General features: G+C 37.6%; 15 protein-coding genes, 1 tRNA gene, 3 other RNA genes and 1 pseudogene. 19 read left to right on the top strand and 1 reads right to left on the bottom strand.

Annotated elements, in window-relative coordinates:
* The first annotated feature begins 221 nt into the window (after positions 1–221).
* From LDL57_RS10605 to aroG, 19 genes and pseudogenes are all read left to right on the top strand, one after another.
* Positions 222–1,304: a hypothetical protein gene (locus LDL57_RS10605; protein ID WP_180559758.1), complete on the top strand. Its 1,083-nt coding sequence runs from the start codon at positions 222–224 to the stop codon at positions 1,302–1,304.
* A gap of 933 nt (positions 1,305–2,237) precedes the next feature.
* The gene (gene cydA, locus LDL57_RS10600) at positions 2,238–3,803 is read left to right on the top strand and encodes a cytochrome ubiquinol oxidase subunit I (protein WP_180559757.1); all 1,566 of its coding nucleotides are present in this window, start codon (positions 2,238–2,240) and stop codon (positions 3,801–3,803) included.
* Between the two features lie 17 nt (positions 3,804–3,820).
* On the top strand, positions 3,821–4,960 hold the full coding sequence (gene cydB / locus LDL57_RS10595) for a cytochrome d ubiquinol oxidase subunit II (RefSeq protein ID WP_225505575.1): 1,140 nt from the start codon (positions 3,821–3,823) through the stop codon (positions 4,958–4,960).
* A gap of 12 nt (positions 4,961–4,972) precedes the next feature.
* Positions 4,973–5,095: a cytochrome bd-I oxidase subunit CydX gene (gene cydX / locus LDL57_RS10590; RefSeq protein ID WP_180559755.1), complete on the top strand. Its 123-nt coding sequence runs from the start codon at positions 4,973–4,975 to the stop codon at positions 5,093–5,095.
* Positions 5,095–5,397: a cyd operon protein YbgE gene (gene ybgE / locus LDL57_RS10585; protein ID WP_370520681.1), complete on the top strand. Its 303-nt coding sequence runs from the start codon at positions 5,095–5,097 to the stop codon at positions 5,395–5,397. The genes cydX and ybgE overlap by 1 nt, the downstream gene beginning before the upstream one ends.
* Positions 5,398–5,508: 111 nt before the next feature.
* Complete coding sequence (ybgC, locus tag LDL57_RS10580) at positions 5,509–5,913, top strand: tol-pal system-associated acyl-CoA thioesterase (protein WP_180559753.1); 405 nt, start codon at positions 5,509–5,511, stop codon at positions 5,911–5,913.
* Complete coding sequence (gene tolQ / locus LDL57_RS10575; protein WP_225505573.1) at positions 5,901–6,584, top strand: Tol-Pal system protein TolQ; 684 nt, start codon at positions 5,901–5,903, stop codon at positions 6,582–6,584. The genes ybgC and tolQ overlap by 13 nt, the downstream gene beginning before the upstream one ends.
* Before the next feature lie 17 nt (positions 6,585–6,601).
* Positions 6,602–7,024 (top strand): colicin uptake protein TolR, encoded by a 423-nt coding sequence (gene tolR / locus LDL57_RS10570; protein ID WP_180559751.1) that lies wholly within the window; start codon positions 6,602–6,604, stop codon positions 7,022–7,024.
* Positions 7,025–7,058: 34 nt separating this feature from the next.
* On the top strand, positions 7,059–8,063 hold the full coding sequence (gene tolA / locus LDL57_RS10565) for a cell envelope integrity protein TolA (protein WP_180559750.1): 1,005 nt from the start codon (positions 7,059–7,061) through the stop codon (positions 8,061–8,063).
* Between the two features lie 133 nt (positions 8,064–8,196).
* A complete protein-coding gene (gene tolB, locus LDL57_RS10560) occupies positions 8,197–9,489 on the top strand; it encodes a Tol-Pal system beta propeller repeat protein TolB (RefSeq protein ID WP_180559749.1) in 1,293 nt (430 codons plus the stop codon).
* A 44-nt stretch (positions 9,490–9,533) separates the two neighbouring features.
* Positions 9,534–10,031: a peptidoglycan-associated lipoprotein Pal gene (gene pal / locus LDL57_RS10555; RefSeq protein ID WP_180559748.1), complete on the top strand. Its 498-nt coding sequence runs from the start codon at positions 9,534–9,536 to the stop codon at positions 10,029–10,031.
* A gap of 9 nt (positions 10,032–10,040) precedes the next feature.
* Positions 10,041–10,802: a tol-pal system protein YbgF gene (gene ybgF / locus LDL57_RS10550; RefSeq protein ID WP_225505571.1), complete on the top strand. Its 762-nt coding sequence runs from the start codon at positions 10,041–10,043 to the stop codon at positions 10,800–10,802.
* 145 nt (positions 10,803–10,947) lie between these two features.
* Positions 10,948–11,023 (top strand) — tRNA-Lys (locus LDL57_RS10545).
* 41 nt (positions 11,024–11,064) lie between these two features.
* A non-coding RNA gene (locus tag LDL57_RS10540) (RtT sRNA) lies at positions 11,065–11,192 on the top strand.
* A gap of 41 nt (positions 11,193–11,233) precedes the next feature.
* A non-coding RNA gene (locus LDL57_RS10535) (RtT sRNA) lies at positions 11,234–11,361 on the top strand.
* Positions 11,362–11,402: 41 nt separating this feature from the next.
* A non-coding RNA gene (locus LDL57_RS10530) (RtT sRNA) lies at positions 11,403–11,518 on the top strand.
* 263 nt (positions 11,519–11,781) lie between these two features.
* Positions 11,782–12,822 (top strand): annotated as a pseudogene (gene nadA / locus LDL57_RS10525) (quinolinate synthase NadA).
* A 31-nt stretch (positions 12,823–12,853) separates the two neighbouring features.
* Entirely contained in the window at positions 12,854–13,573 is a 720-nt protein-coding gene (pnuC, locus tag LDL57_RS10520; RefSeq protein ID WP_180559746.1) for a nicotinamide riboside transporter PnuC, read from the top strand.
* A gap of 204 nt (positions 13,574–13,777) precedes the next feature.
* Positions 13,778–14,839 (top strand): 3-deoxy-7-phosphoheptulonate synthase AroG, encoded by a 1,062-nt coding sequence (aroG, locus tag LDL57_RS10515; RefSeq protein WP_180559745.1) that lies wholly within the window; start codon positions 13,778–13,780, stop codon positions 14,837–14,839.
* Between the two features lie 52 nt (positions 14,840–14,891).
* Here the strand turns inward: aroG and gpmA are convergent, their stop codons facing one another.
* On the bottom strand, positions 14,892–15,644 hold the full coding sequence (gpmA, locus tag LDL57_RS10510; RefSeq protein ID WP_180559744.1) for a 2,3-diphosphoglycerate-dependent phosphoglycerate mutase: 753 nt from the start codon (positions 15,642–15,644) through the stop codon (positions 14,892–14,894).
* Positions 15,645–16,143 lie beyond the last annotated feature (499 nt).

Raw genomic sequence — 16,143 nt, 5'->3', positions numbered from 1 at the left:
ATAAAATATTATTTGAAGATAAAAATAAAGAATTTAAAAATTTCTTTAATCAAATTTTTTATAAAACATATTTCTTTATTTTTTGATTTCCGGAGGCTGCTGTGAATTCATATAATATTTGGCAGGATTTTTATCAACTTACCCATTTAAGTATAGATTTTCCAAATTCGGTTAATAATAAAGCTGCAATTTATGGCAATGGTAAAAATCAGGTATAGGTCATGGTTACTCTACGTATTATTGATAAAAGTCTTTCACCTATTTCATTAAAAGAAGAGGATGTAAGAGAACATATTTTTCTTTGTGACTTCTTTTCGGGTAATGACTTGAAATCGGGCTGGAAAATATCCGACAAAGATAATGGATATAACAAAGTGATTGAATATATCCAAAGCGCCGATGCTCGGCATGAAAAAATTGATGTGATGGATGATGGTTTTATTAGTATCCATAAGTTTGTTTGCTGTGACAGACAGGATAATGGAGTTGTTATTGCTGGTGGTATTGATATTCCTGGGGTGGGTAAATTTAACACTTCCCAATTTGGTACCTCGACCAAAAATGGCCCCAATGGCAAAGAAGGCAATGAATTTAAAAACCCGAAAAATATTACCATCATTGCCAGAGAACCCATCCGTTACAGTGATAAAGATAATATTACGATACAAGCGGGCGTATTATCTGACATTGCTGAGTTGAATTATCAAACGTTTTACTCTAGTAATGCGCCTTCTTCTTACAAGGGAAAAATAGAGAGTTCAATTATCAAGATTCTTCCAAGTAAAGAAACCGGTGTAAATAACTTCTTTAAAGAACATGTTATTTCTTATCATCCAATAAAAAATCAGGATATGAGTCAGGAAATGCATGTTGTAAGAAGTCCACAGGTTTTTAAATGTTTTTCTATATTTAAAGAACCTCACTATCCCTGTGCGGTTATTGGTAAAAGTCAGCAAAATAGTTATCAGGTCAATTTATGGTACTCAATGAATGACGTTATTGATATTGATGGCTTTTATATACTTAATGATAATAATAGTAATTATCCGACTAAATATCTCTGTAATCCTAAAATAAGAAAAGAATATATCGATGATAAAAGTGGTGCTGTTAACTTAATTTTATATAAAAATACTATTCCGGTTAGTAGTGCTTTATATCAACAAGGCTGGAAAGATGTAATTAATAATCCTGTTATTGAGGTTGTTGACAGTTATGGTAATGAAGGAAATATTGAATTAACCTTCGATAGCCAAGAGCATTTTGATATACCGGCTATTGTTTTGTTTAAGTTGAGTTTTTAAACACCATAAAAAAGCCCTGTTAGTTAGGGCTTCGTTGAACAGGATCGCATCATTCAGGCTATCGGCCTTGCAAAAATTCAGCATTCAACCACTTCGGTTTTTTTTTAGTGCACAGCCAATCGGTAACGAAGCGTTATAGTTGGCGTTCCCTCTACTGCTATATTTTTGCTGGGAATAAATTTGCGTGTCTTGCCCATTTTTAGCGGTTTTTTTATGACAGCAATACCGAAGCATGGCTGGCGGCAAAGATAGCGCAAATAGGAAGTTTGTTGCTTTCGAAGCGGTAGGAGTAAAACGGTTCGTAGTTTAACCGAATGGGGCAGCCGTTAACTAATTAGTGACTAGTAAATAACCTGATTCATACTATGATTAGTAAAAGCCACTATAGATAGTGGCTTTTTTTATGTTTAGGCTGTGAGAAATGTTGGTAAACTTAGTTTTTCACGAGCAAAAATGACGTTATACGGATTGAAAAGATCCAATTTCGGGTTTGTTAAATCACGTTTTGGCTTGTCGTTCTAAGCCATCTAACGGTAAATTGTTAGAATGAATTATTGCCTATTTTATTAACATCTACTGAAAAATAAGTCGCTATTTAAGCTATTGATGATTTTAATAAAAATTGATTTAAATCAAATAATAACATGAGTTTTGCTTTCATTTTTCAAAAATTTATTGTGGATCAAATTTGGCTAGTATTTAAATGTAGTGGTATGTTGATTTAATCGCAAAATTTCAATCTTAATCGTATTAAATCTATTTATTATAAGTGTATATAAGCGTACTATTATTAAGATGTTTGTTGTATTTTGATAAATTTTTTATCGTTATTTTAAGATGTATAAAGCTGGTAGTTATGAGGCTTTCATCTTTGCATTATGAAAGTCAGGTCGCCGCAAGTCGGTGTCTTCCTGCTAGGAGCAAGGAGTCAAGATGTTTGATATTGTCGAACTGTCCCGGTTACAGTTTGCCTTAACTGCAATGTATCATTTCCTGTTTGTGCCATTAACACTTGGTATGTCGTTTTTACTAGCCATAATGGAAACGGTATATGTTATTTCAGGTAAACAGATATATAAAGATATGACTAAATTCTGGGGTAAGTTATTTGCTATTAACTTTGCCTTAGGTGTTGCAACCGGTTTGACCATGGAATTCCAATTCGGGACTAACTGGTCATACTATTCCCATTATGTTGGTGATATTTTTGGTGCGCCACTGGCAATTGAAGGATTAATGGCGTTCTTCCTGGAGTCAACATTTGTTGGTTTATTTCTTTTTGGCTGGGATCGTTTAAGTAAAACCCAACACTTAGCTAGCACATGGCTGGTTGCGTTGGGTTCTAATTTTTCTGCGCTATGGATCTTAGTTGCTAATGGTTGGATGCAAAACCCGATTGCTTCTGATTTTAACTTTGAAACCATGCGAATGGAAATGCTCAGTTTTTCAGAATTAGTTTTAAATCCCGTGGCACAAGTTAAATTTGTTCATACCGTTGCGGCAGGCTATTGTACGGGTGCCATGTTCATCTTAGGCATTAGTGCTTATTACTTACTCAGAGGCCGTGATCGACCCTTTGCTAAACGTTCTTTCGCGATAGCGGCAAGTTTTGGTATCGCCTCAGTACTATCTGTCATTGTCTTGGGTGATGAATCGGGTTATGAAATGGGTGATGTGCAGAAGACCAAATTAGCCGCTATTGAAGCTGAATGGGAAACCCAACCACCGCCGGCCTCATTTAATCTTATTGCTATACCCAATAGCGAAAAAATGAAAAATGAATTCGCAGTGGAAATTCCATGGTTAATGGGAATTATTACCACCCGTTCTATCGATACGCCGGTTTTGGGTTTAAAAGATTTAATGGCGCAACATGAAGTTCGTATCCGTAATGGTATAAAAGCCTATGCACTGTTAAAACGATTACAGGCTGGTGATAACGATCCTGCTACACGAAAAGCATTTGATACAAATAAAAAAGATCTTGGCTATGGATTATTGTTAAAACGCTATACGCCTAATGTTGTTGATGCCAGTGAAGAACATATTAAAGCGGCAGCCAAAGATAGTATTCCTAAAGTTGGACCGCTATTCTGGGCGTTTCGCATTATGGTGGCTTGTGGCTTCCTAATGTTGCTTATTTTTGGCTTATCCTTTTGGTCTGTTATTCGTAACCGTATTGGAGAGAAAAAATGGCTTTTGCGTTTAGCTATGTTCGGTATTCCGTTACCATGGATTGCGGTTGAATCTGGTTGGTTTGTTGCTGAATATGGCCGCCAACCGTGGGCAATTGGTGAAATTTTACCGACAGCGGTTGCGCATTCATCATTAAGTAGTGCAGATCTAATTTTCTCGATGGCGCTAATATGTGGTCTGTATACTTTGTTCTTGGTTATTGAATTGTTCTTAATGTTCAAATTTGCACGTAAAGGGCCGAGTAGTCTTAAAACAGGTCGTTATCATTATGAGCAACAAAATATTTCAGCCCAAGAAGCTTAGTAAACAGGAGTCCATTCATGTTTGATTATGAAGTTCTAAGATTTATATGGTGGCTACTGATTGGTGTGTTGCTGATCGGTTTTGCCGTGACTGATGGTTTTGATATGGGTGTTGGTATCTTATTACCATTTATGGGAAAAACAGATACTGAGCGTCGCATCATGATCAATTCAATCGCACCGCATTGGGATGGTAATCAGGTTTGGCTAGTGACTGCGGGTGGTGCACTATTTGCGGCTTGGCCGATGGTTTATGCAGCGGCATTCTCAGGTTTTTATGTTGCCATGATATTAGTCTTGGCGTCACTATTTTTCAGACCGGTAGGGTTTGACTATCGTTCAAAGCTTGAGAATTCCAAATGGCGCAATATGTGGGATCGCGGCATATTTATTGGTAGCTTTGTTCCTCCACTGATCATTGGTGTTGCTTTTGGCAATTTGTTACAGGGCGTTCCTTTTGCAGTCAATGACCAATTATATTTGAATTACACCGGCTCATTTTTGGGGTTACTTAATCCTTATGGTTTATTAGCGGGCATTATTTCTATAATGATGATAATTACCCAAGGCGCAACTTATCTTCAGATGCGCACGGTAGGTGAATTACATTTACGTTCACGTAATATCACTTATATTACCGCTTTTTTAACCTTAATCGCTTTTGCAGCGGCTGGCTTTTGGTTGATATATGGGATTGATGGTTATGCGATTAAAAGTAACATCGATACCTATGCCGTTTCTAATCCGCTACATAAAGAAGTAGTAAAAGAAGCTGGGGCATGGTTGGTTAATTTTAATAATCATCCCGGCTTATGGGCATTACCTATACTGGGCTTAATTTTTCCCATACTGACTATCTTAGGTACCAAGCTTGATAAAGCCGGCTGGGCATTTTTATTCTCATCACTGACAATTGCATGTATTATTTTAACTTTCGGCATTAGTATGTTCCCATTCATTATGCCTTCAAGTATACAGCCTAATGCCAGTTTGACGATTTGGGATGCCACTTCAAGCTTGTTTACATTACAAGTGATGACGGTTGTTGCCATCATTTTTGTGCCAATAATATTGGCGTATACAATTTGGTGTTATTACAAAATGTTTGGTCGCATTGACAAAATGCATATTGAAAATAACAAGCATTCATTATATTAAGGAGCGAATAGCATGTGGTATTTTGCTTGGATTTTAGGAACGCTACTTGCTTGTAGTTTCGCTGTCATTGCAGCTCTGGCTATTGAGCAGGTTGAAGCTAATGCGGCTAACAAAGCTAACCATCCTGGTGAATGATAATGGTAGATAAAATCTACTCAGCAATGCATAAGGGTCCGTTTCGGATCCTTATCCTGTTTATGGCATTTGCCATGGCTTTTTGTGTACTCTGGGATCCAACATTATTTGCCGCAAATACCAGTTCTCTTGCTACATGGCAGGAATTATTGCTAATTTGGGCAACTTGTAGTGGGATAATATTTGGTATTGGGTTTTTACCTAACAAAGCGTTTTGGCGTTATTTTTTTCATCCATTACCTGCTATTTTGATCCTGGTTTGCGGACTATTTTATTTCTTGCGTATGAGTTTCATTTCTTAAAATAAGTTTATATTTCACTATTTTTTTGTAACTTTATTTATAAATCATTCCAATAGATGATTCACTTAAGTATAGTGACGGGTAATTAATTGATAGCGAGGGGAGTAAAATATGCTGTTTTGCTGGCCTATCCGTGTTTATTACGAGGATACTGATGCGGGAGGTATAGTCTATTATGCACGTTATGCGCATTTTTTCGAGCGTGCTAGAACGGAAATGTTACGAGAAAAAGGATTTGAACAGCAGAAATTACGAGAACAAAATTTAGCCTTTGTCGTACGTAAAATGACAATTGACTATTTATACCCTGCTAAATTGGATGATTTATTAACCGTTGAAACAAAAATTAACCATGTTCAACGTACATCATTGACTTTTCTGCAACGATTAATTAATCAGCAAGGAAAAGAAATTTGCACAGCAGAAATAATTATTGTTTCTATTGATACCTCTGAAATGAAGCCAATCGGGCTTCCTGAGTCTATTGTGGCGGAGTTTAAGCAGTGGCTGACATGAATATCTTAGATTTATTCCTCAAAGCGAGTTTTTTGGTTCAACTTATCATGTTGATCCTCATAGGATTCTCTATTGCTTCTTGGGCTATTATTATTCAACGAAGCAAAATTTTAAATGCAGCAACTCGAGAAACGGAAGCTTTTGAGGATCGTTTTTGGTCCGGTATTGAGCTATCACGTCTCTATAAAGAATGTCAGGCTCGGCGTGATACATTAACTGGATCAGAACAGATTTTTTATTCTGGCTTTAAAGAATTTGCTCGTTTACGCCAAGCTAATCTTCATACCCCAGAAGCTGTAATGAATGGCGCATCTAGAGCTATGCGAATATCAATGAATCGTGAGTTAGAATCATTGGAGGCGCATATACCCTTTTTAGGTACGGTAGGATCAATAAGTCCTTACATCGGATTATTTGGTACCGTATGGGGAATCATGCATGCTTTCATCGCTTTAGGTTCGGTTAAACAGGCAACATTACAAATGGTCGCTCCGGGTATTGCTGAAGCCTTAATTGCAACGGCAATCGGCTTGTTTGCCGCTATTCCAGCTGTAATGGCTTATAATCGCCTGAATCAGCGAGTCAATAAATTGGAACAAAGTTATGACAATTTTATGGAAGAATTCTTAGCCATTTTGCATCGTCAAGCTTTTGCTTCTGAAAAGCAATAAATGCGGAGAACAGAAAGATGGCACGGACTCGACATAGACGTGAACTGAAATCTGAAATTAACATCGTTCCTTTATTGGATGTACTGTTGGTACTGTTATTGATCTTTATGGCAACGGCTCCGATTATTTCGCAAAGCGTAAAAGTGGAATTACCTGATGCGGCACAAGCAGAAATTGTGTCAGGCAGTGATAATCCGCCCATTATTCTTGAAGTCGCTGGCGTAGGGCAATACAGTGTTATTATTGATGGTCATCGGGAAGAGCTTTTACCGCCAGAACAGATTGCGGCAATAACAAAAGCCGCATTGGTAAAAAATCCACAGGCCATTTTTTTAATTGGCGGCGCTAAAGATGTACCTTATGAAGAAGTTATTAAAGCGCTAAATATACTTCATCAAGCTGGCATTAAATCGGTTGGCTTTATGACTCAGCCTATTTGATGTAATTGCATAATTACTTGTTTGGAAATCTGTTGTGAGAAAGACAAAAGAGCAAAAAAATAAACTGAGTCGCTCTGTCGTACTCTCTATAATACTTCACTTTTTACTATTTGGTTTTATCATTTTGGGTTCACTGAATGAAATTATTAAACTTGGTGGTGGCGGTCAAGGTGGTGAAGTGGTCGATGCTATCATGGTTGATCCAAGTGCCGTAATAGAACAGTATAACCAACTGCAACGGCAGCAAACTAGTGCCAAACAAGCAGATGCTGAGCGAAAGAAACGTCTGCAACAACAAGAAGAAGAACTACGAAAACAGCAGGAAGAAGAACAAAAACGCTTAAAAATGGTTGAAGAGCAGCGTATTAAAATAGAACGAGAAGCCGAGCAACAACGCAAGCAAGCAGAAGAAGCGGCCAAAAAAGCGAAAGAACAACAGAAAATTGCTGAAGAGGCTGCCGCTAAAGCCAAAGCAGAACAAGAGCGGCTAATAAAAGAGCAAGCAGAGGCAAAAGCGAAAGCAGAAGCGCAAGCTAAAAAAGAGGCTGAAATAGCCAAGATTAAAGCACAAGCTGAAGCCAAAGAAAAAGCTGAAAAAGCTGCTAAGGCATTGGCAGCTAAGAAAAAAGCCGATGCAGCAAAACAGGCTGCTGCGGTTGAAGATCTGCTCGGCGGGTTAACTGCTCAACAACCAATTCAGCAAACAGGAGGTGCAGCAGCGGCGGGTCAAGGAGCAAATAGAAGAAGCGGGGCATCTAGTTCAGACGTGGCTAATTATCAGAGCAAGATCCAAGCCGCGATTCAGAGCAAATTTTATAATGCTGATATTTATCGCGGCAAAACATGCGAATTAAGCATAAAACTCGCTCCTGACGGTATGTTAATTAGTATTGCAGCTAAAACTAGTGCAGCAAATGATCAATCACTCTGTGACGCAGCGATACTTGCAGCCAAGACAGCGATAATGCCTAAACCGCCTAGTCGTAGTATTTATGATGCATTTAATAAAGAGGGAAGTTCTTTAGTGTTCAAACCTTAGTTAATGAGTGTTATGAATAGCATAAGGCTAGGAAAATTAACAAAAGTTTTTCAGTTATCTGGTTTTGTGTATTCACCTTTGTTAATATTTAAGCTAATTATTACGGACGTGAATACGTGATAAGGAAGAAAAAATGAAGCAGGCATTTAAATTATTATTAGGTTTTCTAATACTATGGGCGGCATATGCTCAGGCAGAAATTCGTATTGAAATTACTCAAGGCATCAATACAGCACAGCCTATTGCTATTGTACCTTTTAAATGGACAGGAACAGGTACTTTACCCGACAATGTAGGACAAATTGTTGCGGCTGATTTACGAAATAGCGGTAAATTTAATCCGATTGATCCCAGTCATATGCCTCAACAACCAACCACCGCATCGGAAGTCACCCCCACTGTTTGGACGGCATTAGGTATCAACGCGGTTGTTGTTGGCCAGGTACAACCTGCTGCTGATGGGCAATATATTATTAGCTATCAATTGGTTGATGTGGTGAACTCTCCTGGCGCTGTATTAACGCAAAATCAATTGAAAGTAGCGGCAAAATGGTTACGCTATGCAGCACATACTATTAGTGACGAAGTCTTTGCCAAATTAACCGGTATTCGAGGTGCATTTCGTACTCGTATTGCTTATGTAGTGAAAACCAATGGTGGAAAGTTTCCTTATGAATTAAGGGTTTCAGATTATGATGGTTATAATCAATTTACTGTCCATCGCTCGCCCGAACCTCTCATGTCTCCAGCCTGGTCAGCTGATGGAGAAAAATTAGCTTATGTAACCTTTGAAAGCGGCAGTTCTGCGTTGGTTATACAAACGTTAGCAACGGGTGAAGTCCGCCAAATTGCCGCTTTCCCGCGGCATAATGGTGCACCTACTTTCTCCCCTGATGGAACCAAGCTGGCTTTTGCTCTGTCAAAGAGCGGTAGTTTAAATCTTTATGTAATGGATTTGGCCAGTGGCCAAACTCGCCAAATAACCGATGGTCGCAGTAACAATACTGAACCAAACTGGATGCCAGATAGTCAGACACTTATTTACACTACTGATCAAGCTGGACGTCCACAAATATACAAACTAAATATTAATGGTGGTGTGCCAGAGCGTATTACTTGGGAAGGCAAGCAAAACCAGGATCCAAGCGTCAGCCCTGACGGTAAGTTTATGGTAATGGTCAACTCGAGTGATGGTAAACAGCACATTGCTAAACAGGATCTGGCAACGGGTAACGTTGAATATTTGACGGATACGTTTCTGGATGAAACGCCGAGTATTGCACCTAATGGTACTATGGTAATTTATAGCTCCTCACAAGGGTTAGGTACTGTATTACAACTGGTATCAACGGATGGGCGTTTCAAAGCGCGTCTGCCGGCAACTGATGGACAGGTTAAATTTCCTGCCTGGTCGCCGTATTTGTGATGCATAATAATAAGTATTTAATAACTATTAAAGGATCGAACAAGATGCAATTGAATAAAGTGCTTAAAGGGCTAATGTTAGCGTTACCTATGCTAGCCGTTGCAGCATGTAGCTCAAAAAAAGGCAATGACAAGACAGGTACTGAAAACAATGTAGTAGATAGCAATGCTAGCCTTTCTGCTGAGCAATTGGCTCGTCAGCAGATGCAAGAATTGCAAAGTAACAATATTGTTTACTTTGGTTTCGATAAGTACGATGTTGCTCCAGAGTATGCACAAATTTTAGATCAGCATGCAGCTTTCATGCGCGGTAATCCTTCAGTAAAAATTACTGTTGAAGGCCATGCTGACGAACGCGGTACACCAGAGTATAATATTGCCCTTGGTGAGCGTCGTGCTAATGCTGTGAAAATGTATTTGCAGAGCAAAGGCGTCAACGGTGAGCAAATTGCTATCGTATCTTATGGTAAGGAAAAACCGGCGGTACTGGGTCATGACGAAACAGCATATGCTAAAAACCGTCGTGCGGTACTGGCATATTAAGAGTATTACATGAACAGTAACTTCAGACATCTTTATTTGAGTCTGTCGTTATTGGTTGGCGTAGCGGCTACAGCAGTCGCTACTGCCCAAGCGCCAATCATTAATGTCGGCTCAGGCTCTACCAGTGATCGTCTTCTTCAAATTGAGACAGCGGTTAATTCTCAAGGGCAATTATTATATCAAATTCAGAAGCAGTTATCGGATGCTCAGCGAGACATTGATACATTGCGTGGTCAAATTCAGGAAAACCAATATCAGTTAATTCAAGTTATTGAACGACAAAAAGATCTTTATATCCAGTTGGATTCATTGACCACTGGTGCAAATAAAGTCAAAGCAAATACTGAAAGTAGTAATAGCAGTAATGCTATTGGCACGGCTGAACCAGCGAATGAAAAGGCTGACTATGATACGGCGGTTGCACTTGCTATAAAGAGCAAATCTAAACAGCAGATTGCCCAGGCAATTAGTTCTTTTCAGCATTTTATCAAAGCTTACCCTAAATCTAATTATCAGCCCAATGCTAATTATTGGCTTGGACAATTGAATTATAATCAGGGAAATAAAGATGATGCGGCTTTTTATTTTGCTACCGTCGTAAAAAACTACCCTAATTCACCCAAAGGGGCAGAATCCCTTTATAAAGTAGGGTTACTGATGCAAGAAAAAGGGCAAAATGATAAAGCACGAGTTGTTTATCAACAAGTGATTAAAGCTTATCCTGGCAGTCCGAGTGCGCAATTGGCAGAGAAAAAATTAGCATCACTCTAATGAATAGCCCCGAAGTATATACTGCTGTTTATTTCGGGGATAATTGTGTGATTAATAAGCATTTAAATTCATTCAGTAAAAAAACAATTGCACCCTTAGTAAAAATAAGTAATATACACCGCCATCAGCTCAGGTAACTTCAGATGGGTCGTTAGCTCAGTCGGTAGAGCAGTTGACTTTTAATCAATTGGTCACAGGTTCGAATCCTGTACGACCCACCATCTAAAAAACTCTTCCTACTTTCCAACAAAACTAAAATAATATATTGCAATGCGAGTACAGGATGAAAAGCTGTGTAGGTTCGAGCCGAGCGCAGCGAGACAGCCTTGTGCCAAGCACAACGACCCGCAGGGCGAGGCCGTAGACCGGGTGATCCTGTACGACCCACCATCTAAAAAACTCTTCCTACTTTGCAAAGAAACTAAAATAATATATTGCAATGCGAGTACAGGTTGAGAAGCTGTGTAGGTTCGAGTAGAGCGCAGCGAGACAGCCTTGTGCCAAGCGCAACGACCCGCAGGGTGGGGCCGTAGACCGGGTGATCCTGTACAATCCATCATCTAAAGATATCTTCATGCTTTCCAAAAAACCAAAAATAATATATCGCAATGCGAGTACAGGATGAGAAGCTGTGTAGGTTCGAGTCGAGCGCAGCGAGACAGCACAACGACCCGCAGGGCGGGGTCGTAAGCCAAGTGATCCTGTACGATCCAGCATCTAAAGATATTGCTACTATTTCAGCCAAAAGCTAATTTCATCTTATCTGGATACTGAATGCGGATGAAAAACAGTATTTATTTTTATTATGCAACCAGATAGATAAATCGATTATCTAGCGCTATTTGATAGTAAAAATTAAGCGACAAAATTTTAAATATTGATTATCTTGTTTAGTATATGAAACAAAAGAGGCAAAGAAATAGTCTTTTTTGCTAAAAAAGATTATTTTTAATTTAAATACTAAACAAACGAGTGAAAAATGTCTAATTTTATTGATTTCAATTTAGCTAGCTATCCATTTCCTATTAGGTCAGCGCCTTTGACAGATAGTGAAAAAAAACATTGTAAATAATCTATTAAACTATTGTTGGAAAAGAGAAATGCGGTTATAGTCGCGCATTATTATACCGATCCTGACGTTCAAGCTATAGCCGAAGAAACCGGTGGTTGTGTAGCTGATTCACTGGAAATGGCACGTTTTGGCTCACTACATCCGGCATCGACTTTAGTTGTTGCTGGAGTTAGATTTATGGGAGAAACGGCCAAAATCTTAAATCCTGAAAAAACAATATTAATGCCAACATTGAAAGCGGAGTGCTCATTAGATTTAGGGTGTCCCGCAAAGCCATTTGCTGAATTTTGTGATCAACATCCAGAGCGAACAGTGGTTGTTTATGCCAATACTTCTGCCGCAGTTAAGGCTAGAGCTGACTGGGTTGTAACTTCCAGTATTGCAGTTGAATTAATTGATTATTTAGATAGTCAAGGACAAAAAATTATCTGGGCACCGGATCGTCATTTAGGTAATTATGTACAAAGAAAAACAAGAGCAGATATTCTTTGCTGGCAAGCTACTTGTATTGTACATGATGAATTCAAAATTCAAGCCTTGAAGAAAATGAAAGTGTTGTATCCTGATGCGGCAATATTAGCGCATCCAGAATCCCCAGCAGCTGTTGTTGATTTTGCAGATGCAATTGGCTCAACCGGTCAATTGATCCAAGCTGCGCAAAATTTGCCTAATCAGCAAATAATCGTGGCAACAGATAAAGGTATTTTTTATAAAATGCAGCAAGCATGTCCAGATAAAACATTTTATATTGCGCCAACGGCAGGTGAAAGTGCGTTCTGCCGAACTTGTGCACATTGTCCTTGGATGGCAATGAACAGCTTAAAAACTATTGAACAAGGACTAAAAAAAGAAGGTGAATTACACGAAATATCTATTAATGGTGAATTAAGAGAGAGAGCATTAAAACCTTTGGAGCGGATGTTGTCGTTTGCTGCTAACATTAAGTGACTGAATTATAAGTGTTAATAGGGTAAGAGGAATGGAGTTTTTCAATACTAGTAATACTATGGTACATATTGCTCTTGGCAGCAATGGTTATAACTTATCTTATATAGAAGCTGTGGCTACGATAGCCGGATTTTTATGTATTTGGCTTGCTAGCCAGGAAAAAATTATTAATTATCTTTTTGGTTTAATAAACGTTACATTATTTGCTGTAATTTTTTTTCAAATTCAATTGTATGCTAGCTTATTGTTACAAATTTTCTTTTTTGCAGCAAATACATATGGTTGGTACGCTTGGAGTCGAGTAGATGCTTATCATGAATTAAGGCTTAAGATTCGCTGGATGAGTTTTTCAAAAGTAGTGGTAACTTTATTTATCGCTATTATTTCAACGCTGCTATTAAGTTTTAACATTGATAAAGTGTTTATTTTTCTTACTCAGATTACTTGGGATATCGCCCATTTATTAGGCTTTCATATTGAACCTGTACAAATAGAGCCCGATGCATTCCCTTTTTGGGATTCAGTAATGATGGTACTCTCGATTATTGCTATGGTACTAATGACACGAAAATATGCAGAAAACTGGTTACTATGGATTATTATCAATATTATTAGTGTTGTCATTTTTTACTTGCAGGGTGTTTTAGCAATGTCATTTGAATACTTGATGTTACTCGGTATTTCAATCAATGGTTTTCGACTTTGGCGTCGGTCAGCTAAAGAAAATGGTTCGATATTTTTAGCTAATTGATTGTTACTTGTATTGGTATAACCGTATAATATTTTTAAAATTAACGATTAAGAAATTTATATCATATTATATATTTTGATTAAATCTTTATAATATAAATATTAGTGCATATTTACACTTTTATCTCTAGAGGTTAAATTGAGTTCATCTTTTATTTATTTTAGAGAATATATTGGCTAAAAAGCGATACATTGAGCAGAAAAGATGACTTATAAGAATGATGACATTAGAATTAAACAGATAAAAGAGTTATTACCGCCAGTTGCATTACTAGAAAAATTTCCGGCAACAGATAAAGCCGCTTTGACAGAGCAAACAGCTCGTGAATCAATTCATCAAATTCTAACTGGTAAAGATGACAGACTTTTGGTTGTTATTGGTCCATGTTCAATTCACGATCCAAAAGCAGCCATTGAATATGCACAAAAGCTAAAAAAAATTCATGATGAGTTAAAAGATGAACTAGAAATTGTTATGCGGGTTTATTTTGAAAAACCGCGTACAACTGTTGGCTGGAAAGGTTTAATTAATGATCCTTTTATGGATAACAGTTTTGATATTAATGAAGGATTGCGTATTGCACGTAATTTATTGGTAACAATTAATGATTTAGGTTTACCAACTGCGGGTGAATTTCTTGATATGATCACACCTCAATATGTGGCAGATCTTACCAGTTGGGGAGCGATTGGCGCACGTACTACTGAATCTCAAGTTCATCGTGAATTAGCATCCGGTCTCTCTTGCCCGGTAGGTTTTAAAAATGGTACCGATGGAACAATAAAAGTGGCTATGGATGCAATTAATGCTGCTAAAGCGACTCACTGTTTTTTATCGGTTACTAAATGGGGTCACTCAGCAATTGTAAATACTAGCGGTAATCTCGATTGTCATATTATTTTGCGTGGTGGTAAAAAGCCAAACTATAGTGAATCAGATATCCAAGCTGTTAAAGAGAGTTTGCAAAAATCAGGCTTGTCAGCCCAAATTATGATTGATTTCAGTCATGCAAATAGCTGTAAACAATATAAAAAACAGCTTGAAGTGGCTGAAAATGTAGCTCATCAAATATGCCACGGTGAAAAAGCAATCATTGGAGTAATGGTCGAAAGTCATCTTGTTGAAGGAAATCAAGATATAAGTATAAATAAACCGCTAGAGTATGGTAAAAGTGTGACAGATGCCTGTATTGGTTGGCAAGATAGTAAAAAATTATTATATCGTTTAGCTGAAGCTGTTCGAATACGTCGTAAAAAGCATATCTAATTCATGATTAATAAGGCCACAAAGTGGCCTTATACTTATAAATTTAATTTAATTATTTTGCTTTACCTTGATTAGCAACAGCGGCTGCTTTAGCGGCTATTTCAGCTTGATCACCAAGATAGTAGTGTTTAATCGGTTTCATATTTTCATCAAATTCATAAACCAGCGGAACAGCGGTTGGAATATTAAGTTCAAGGATCTCGTCTTCACTCATCTTATCTAGATGTTTGACTAATGCTCTTAATGAATTACCGTGAGCTGCAATAATGACTTTTTCGCCTTTTTTAACTCGAGGTTTAATCACCTCTTCCCAATAAGGGACAACACGTTCAATGGTGGTAGCGAGACTTTCAGTGACAGGAAGCTCTGAAGGTTGCAAATTTGCATAACGAGGATCATGGCCAGGGTAACGAGAATCATCTTTGGTTAATTCTGGTGGTGTAATTTCAAAGCCACGACGCCATAGTTTAACTTGATCGTCACCATATTTTGCTGCTGTTTCTGCTTTATCTAAACCTTGTAGCGCACCATAATGACGTTCATTAAGCCGCCAATTTTTTTCAACGGGAAGCCACTGTTGATCTATTTGATCTAAAATGTTCCACAATGTATGAATGGCACGTTTTAAAACGGATGTATAAGCATAGTCAAAAATAAAACCTTCTTTTTTTAATAGCTGGCCTGCCTCTGTTGCTTCTTCGCGCCCCTTATCGGAAAGTTCAACATCAGTCCAGCCAGTGAACCGGTTTTCTTTATTCCATTCGCTTTCGCCGTGTCTTACTAGAACCAGCTTAGTTACTGCCATAGTTTAAACTCCTATTGATACATTCATTAAAATCGTTCTGAATTATTATATTATCCATGAAACTGAATACCAAATATAACTGTTGTCGTTTTCAAATTGTTGACTAAGATCTACCCTAATTTAACCAGCCTACCATTAAAGTAGTTGTTTAAAAGTGCAAAAATAACCTATTTTGTTATTTATATAAATAAGTATTATTTAAGTGTAGTGAAATTAAAATAGTGTTAGCCAGATAAATCTGTTATTAAAAAATTAAAGCTGAACAGCTATGGCAAATAATAGAAGAGTTTTGATATTGATTTTACCTATTAAAGAAATTTGTTATAGCTATGATAACAAAATATCAAGCATTAAAGATAATGGATTATTTGCTAAAATAAACTTTTCAGTAAAATAAGTGAAATTTATGTTAATTATTTATGTAATAAATTAATAAAAACTGAGATTAGAGAAATTAGCTATTTAGTCCGATAGGCTATTTATAAAATAGCGATGTAAA

The sequence above is a fragment of the Arsenophonus apicola genome (genome assembly GCF_020268605.1).
Classification (GTDB): domain Bacteria; phylum Pseudomonadota; class Gammaproteobacteria; order Enterobacterales; family Enterobacteriaceae; genus Arsenophonus; species Arsenophonus apicola.
Note: the sequence above shows the minus strand (reverse complement) of the source record. Positions and strands in the feature narration are given on the sequence as shown.